The sequence below is a fragment of the Nostoc sp. NMS4 genome, from assembly GCF_017115095.1.
In the GTDB taxonomy this organism is placed as follows: domain Bacteria; phylum Cyanobacteriota; class Cyanobacteriia; order Cyanobacteriales; family Nostocaceae; genus Nostoc.
In genome coordinates, this window is sequence record NZ_JABXKI010000374.1 from 1 (window position 1) to 5,258 (window position 5,258).

Genomic DNA, 5,258 nt, shown 5'->3' on the forward strand with positions numbered 1-5,258 from the left:
AGCTTTATCGTACTGACCATCTGAAGCCAAAGCGTTTGCATAACTATTGAGTGTTTTCGGGTTATTAGGTTCAATCTGTAGCAATTTTTCAAAGAATTGAAAAGCTTTATCGTACTGACTATCTGAAGCCAAAGCGTTTGCATAACTATTGAGTGTTATCGGATCATTAGGTTTTATCTGTAGCGATCGCTCAAAGAATTGAAAAGCTTTATCGTACTGACCATCTGAAGCCAAAGCGTTTGCATAACTATTGAGTGTTATCGGATCATTAGGTTCAATCTGTAGCGATCGCTCAAAGAACTGAAAAGCTTTATCATGCTGACCAATTGAAGCCAAAACGTTTGCATAACTATTGATTGTTATATAATTTTTAGGCTCAATCTCTATTAATAATTTATGAAAGGTATCAATTAACTGAGTAGTTTTTCCTAATTTATTTAAAACTGTGATATAATCAGACAATATTTTAACGTTTCCTGGAGCAATTACTAGGGCTTTTTCAAAAATTTTAATAGCCTGTTCAAACTCTCCGATTTTTGTTAAGGCTTTACCGTATTGTCTGAGTACTTCAACATTATCTGGGTCAATTTGTAAGGATTGTTGAAAAACACTAATTGCCAACTTATACTCACTTGCCTGAATAAGTTCTTCTGCCTGTTTGGTTAAAGTTTCGAGGCGATCGCTACTCATCATTTCTTGTCTCAGGTAGCAGTAGGTACAATTCAATGATAGTGCCACTCAAAAGGAATGATGGCTGGAGGAGAACAGGCGATCGCCGATCTATGTAAAATTAATTTTGTTTAGGTATTTATAAACACGGTTGACTGACCTTAGCCGCAAGTTCTGCGATATTTATTTGCTCGTAGTGTTCAAAGGGTTGGTGAATCCAGGGGTTATCAGCCAAGTAATCGACATAATAATCGGGTGCTATAACTGAACAGGCTTTATACCAAAGTACGGCGGTGCGAATTTCCTCAATAGTGATTGAATTTTACGGTTATGCTCGCCACTAAAACAACTCAGCAATAATTCAGAATTTTGCTCCAATTAGGATTCAAAGCACAGAAAAAACCTTTACCCAATACCTTTTCCAAAACCGAACCCTATTGGCTACGCATTCATCCATCCCTAAAGGACACAAGAGCATGAAAACCCAAAAAGTTTTCATGCTCTTGTTGGTGGGCTTTTTGCTCTAATATTTGTAAAGTCCGATTACAAATTTTTGTAGACTTCACCATCATTTCGCTTACCAACGCGAAAAACATCAATCAATTTGCTTTCTTCATCAATCGTGTAGAGAATTCTATATTCACCTTGATCAACACGATAACCACCCTCATAGCCTTTCAAGGCTTTGCAATCTTGAGGTTGAGAATTGCCTTGAAGCGAAAGGATTTTAGATACAACCTGCTTATAAAGTTTCGCTTGCAAATCCAACAAATCTTTTTCAGCAGTCTTAGCAATTCTCAAGCTGTAGCGTTCACTCATTTCCACGCTTGGTAGTAATTGCGTCTAAGGTAGTAAACCCATCATTTTCCTTAATTGCACGACGAAGTGTTTCTGAATCAATAGCATCTTCAACAGCTTCAAGCAATTTTAAATCATCAAGACCGATAATTGCTACCGCAGGTTTACCATGACGCTGAATTACAATCCGCTCACCCTTATACTCAGCACGATTAATAAGCTCTTGGAAGTTTGCACGAGCTTCTGTTGCACTTATGGCAGTCATAGCGCCTCACAAAATTAAATAATTGATGCTAACCAAAATGTAAATTTTGTACAAATTGTTAAAAATATACAAAATTTACGTTCTGTACTAATATTACACAATGAATAAAACAATTTCCAGTTAATTTTAGATTTATGTACTGTGATGCGATCGCTTCAAACCCCTCTTTAGCTCATGACTTTAGGACTTACGCATTGACAGAGAGAGCCAACTGTGAATGACCTCTCGTTACAAGGCTCTGCCTTGTAATGCTCTTGTGGGAGGCTCTGCCTCCCGTCAAACAAGTAGGCAGCAGCCCACCTTGATAGCATTCCCAGGCAGAGCCTGGGAACGAGGCAGGGCAAGACTTTTAGTTTAAAAAGCTGAACATACATATCATGGTCAATATGTAAAGTGCGTAAGTCCTGGACTTGTGATTGATAGTGCTAAGGAAAGCGATGCCTGCGGCGAGCTACGCTAACGCTAAAATCTAAAAAGTGACCAATACTTTTGGCTGTGAAATTAACTTTGTTTAGTATTAATCAACACATTTGATTTACCTTAGCCGCGAGTTGTCCGATATTCATCTGCTCGTAGTGTTCAAAAGGTTGGTGAATCCAAGGGTTGTCAGCCAAGTAATCGACATAATAATTGGGTGCTATAACTGAACAGGCTTTATACCAAAGTACGGCGGTGCGAATTTCCTCAATTGGGGAATCAATATTTTGCTTCAGCCAAGGTATAGTCTGTTGCAGTGTGATTCCAGAGTCTACCAAGTCATCCACTAGGAGAATGCGCGAACCTAATTTCTCAGCAGTCATTGTTAAGTGGCGGGAGAAAATTAAATTACTTCTTTCTTGTTTACCAATGCCACTGTAAGATGAGGTTGCTAAAATTGCCAGTGGTTGCTGGTATATCCGAGAAAGAATATCTCCAACTCGTAGTCCTCCTCTAGCAAGACAGATAATCTGGTTAAATTCCCAACTAGATTGATAAATCTGGATAGCCAGTTGTTCAATTTTTTGGTGATAATCTGACCAAGAAACATAAAGGTCTGGCATAAGTCTAACGGGAGTGGTAGATGAATAGTATTAAAGGCAATTACAAACTTTTTATTTTAGTATGAGTGCAAGTTATTATGAACGATTCTGCTGCTGATGGCGATGCCCAACGAGATCCTCTGAGTAAAAAACTCGACTTAAAAACAAAGCTGGCTTACGGTGCAGGAGATTTAGGGCCAGCAATTACTGCAAATATCTCCGTCTTTTATCTGCTGATTTTCTTTACCAGTGTCGCTGGTATCCCTGCGGGTTTAGCTGGCACTATTTTGATGATTGGCAAAATCTGGGATGGTGTAAACGATCCGCTTGTCGGCTTCCTGACTGATAAAACGAACTCTCGGCGTTGGGGTCGTCGTCTTCCTTGGATGTTTTATGGAGCAATCCCCTTTGGAATTTTCTTTTTCTTGCAGTGGATTGTACCGCAATTTAGTGCAAATCAGAGTGAGAATATTTGGCCGTTGTTTTGGTATTACGTAGCGATTGGGATTATATCTCAGTCCTTTTACACCGTTGTGAATTTGCCTTATACGGCAATGACTCCAGAACTAACTCAAGATTACGACGAACGCACCAGCCTTAACAGCTTTCGTTTTACATTTTCCATTGGTGGCAGCATTTTTTCATTTATTTTAGCGGGAATTATTTTTTCGCAGATTCCCGATCGCAAACAAGCATATCTGGTTTTAGCAGCAATTTGTACAGTAATTTCAATTGTAGGATTATATTGGTGCGTTTTTGGAGTCCGCGATCGCATCTTGGTTTTTGAGGCTAAACGCACCCAAATGGAGGAACCTCCATCTCTCCCCTTCGGCGAACAGCTAAAAATTGTCTTCAGCAACAGACCTTTTTTATTTGTGATTGGTATATATCTTTTTTCTTGGCTAGGTGTGCAGATTACAGCCAGCATTATTCCCTATTTTGTAGTCAATTATATGCATCTGAAATTTGAATCAGATGTGCCTATAGTACTGATTGCAGTCCAAGGAACTGCCCTGCTGATGCTATTTGTCTGGGGGGCGCTGAGTAAAAAATTTGGGAAAAAAGTTGTTTATTTTCTGGGAATGAGTTTGTGGATAATAGCCGCCGGAGGACTATTTTTCTTAAAACCTGGTCAAATAGTTTTGATGTATGTGATGGCTGTCATGGCTGGGTTTGGTGTCTCCACAGCTTATCTAATTCCCTGGTCGATGATTCCAGATGTGATTGAATTAGATGAACTGCAAACCGGACAACGCAGAGAAGGCATTTTTTATGGCTTCATGGTTTTGTTACAAAAATTTGGTTTAGCTTTCGGACTGTTTTTAGTGGGAATTTCTTTGCAAGTTTCGGGTTTCAAAGAATCTGTAGCCGGAAGTCCGCCACCCACTCAACCTGACTTGGCACTGTTGGCTATTCGCACTGCCGTTGGCCCCATCCCAACAGTTTGTTTGATTTTTGGGTTGATATTAACGTATTTTTACCCAATTACCCGCGAGATGCATGCAGAAATTATGCTGAAACTCAAAGAACGGCGTTTAACTAATTCGTAATTCGTAATGACGCGACGCTCTCTACGAGACGCTAAAAGCGAACGAATACTCGCTACCGCTACGCTATCGAGTACTCGCTAACGTAATTCGCAGTTAATAGGACTAGTGGTCTGTCCCATTAATTTTGCTGGGCTAAGAAAACGTTTTCAAACGGGGATTTAAACCCCCATCTGAAAATGATGCTACGTGTAAAGATATGGGTATTAAACCTTTTGATTTACGATAATGTGCATCGGACACAATATAAAATCTGATGAGAATAGGGTAGTTTCCCCTAGCCCTTTGCCTAGCGTTCAGTTTGGGGAGTGTCCCGTAGAGAAGGAAAGGTATCGCCTGTTAATCTGCGGCCAATTCACCACATTCCACCAATTATCTAAATACTCAGCCCGACGGTTGCGATATTTTAGGTAATAAGCGTGTTCCCACAGATCGTTACCCATAATCGGATATGAACCTTCCATAATTGGGCTATCTTGATTTGCTGTGGTGACAATCTGGAGTTGCTTTTGAGGGTTGCGTACTAGCCAAACCCAACCACTACCGAAACGACCCGCACCTGCTGTGTTAAACTGTTTTTTAAAGGCATCAAAACTGCCAAAAGTTTTGTTAATTTCTTGAGCGATCGCTCCTGATGGTTGTCCTCCACCTTGAGGACTCATTAGTTGCCAAAAAATCGTGTGATTGAGATGACCACCAGCGTTATTACGTACCTTTGTCCGAATATTTTCAGGTACGCTGTTCAAATCCACTAGTAAATCTTCAACACTTCTTTTTTGCAAATCTGGATATTGCTTCAATGCATCATTTAAGTTCTTGACATAACTTGCATGATGTGTATCATGATGCAATTTCATCGTTTCAGCATCAATAGCTTTTCCTAGCGCCCCATAAGCATAAGGCAATGGTGCTAGCTGTGCAGGAAAAGCACTTAATGACCTATTAGGATAAGCTATGGTA

General features: G+C 40.0%; 6 protein-coding genes and 1 pseudogene. 1 reads left to right on the forward strand and 6 read right to left on the reverse strand.

What is annotated here, in order from left to right; genetic code table 11:
* The 5 genes and pseudogenes from HWQ37_RS31510 to HWQ37_RS31530 form a co-directional block, all read right to left on the reverse strand.
* A partial coding sequence (locus HWQ37_RS31510; protein WP_292754743.1) for a tetratricopeptide repeat protein occupies nucleotides 1-738 on the reverse strand: 738 nt, incomplete at its 3' end.
* A gap of 70 nt (nucleotides 739-808) precedes the next feature.
* Nucleotides 809-979: pseudogene (locus HWQ37_RS31515) on the reverse strand (phosphoribosyltransferase); the annotation flags it as partial.
* Between the two features lie 233 nt (nucleotides 980-1,212).
* A complete protein-coding gene (locus tag HWQ37_RS31520) occupies nucleotides 1,213-1,488 on the reverse strand; it encodes a type II toxin-antitoxin system RelE family toxin (RefSeq protein WP_229563801.1) in 276 nt (91 codons plus the stop codon).
* A complete protein-coding gene (locus tag HWQ37_RS31525; RefSeq protein ID WP_292754749.1) occupies nucleotides 1,481-1,732 on the reverse strand; it encodes a type II toxin-antitoxin system Phd/YefM family antitoxin in 252 nt (83 codons plus the stop codon). The genes HWQ37_RS31520 and HWQ37_RS31525 overlap by 8 nt, the downstream gene beginning before the upstream one ends.
* 521 nt (nucleotides 1,733-2,253) lie before the next feature.
* Nucleotides 2,254-2,772 carry a phosphoribosyltransferase gene (locus tag HWQ37_RS31530; RefSeq protein ID WP_292754751.1) on the reverse strand — a complete coding sequence of 173 codons (519 nt, stop codon included), beginning with the start codon at nucleotides 2,770-2,772 and terminating at the stop codon, nucleotides 2,254-2,256.
* Nucleotides 2,773-2,849: 77 nt separating this feature from the next.
* Between HWQ37_RS31530 and HWQ37_RS31535 the strand changes: the two genes are divergently transcribed.
* Nucleotides 2,850-4,301: an MFS transporter gene (locus tag HWQ37_RS31535; protein ID WP_292754753.1), complete on the forward strand. Its 1,452-nt coding sequence runs from the start codon at nucleotides 2,850-2,852 to the stop codon at nucleotides 4,299-4,301.
* Nucleotides 4,302-4,594: 293 nt separating this feature from the next.
* On the opposite strand, the gene HWQ37_RS31540 is transcribed toward HWQ37_RS31535, so the two are convergent.
* Nucleotides 4,595-5,258, reverse strand: a 664-nt coding sequence (locus tag HWQ37_RS31540) for a superoxide dismutase (RefSeq protein WP_292754755.1), incomplete at its 5' end; no start/stop codon positions are given.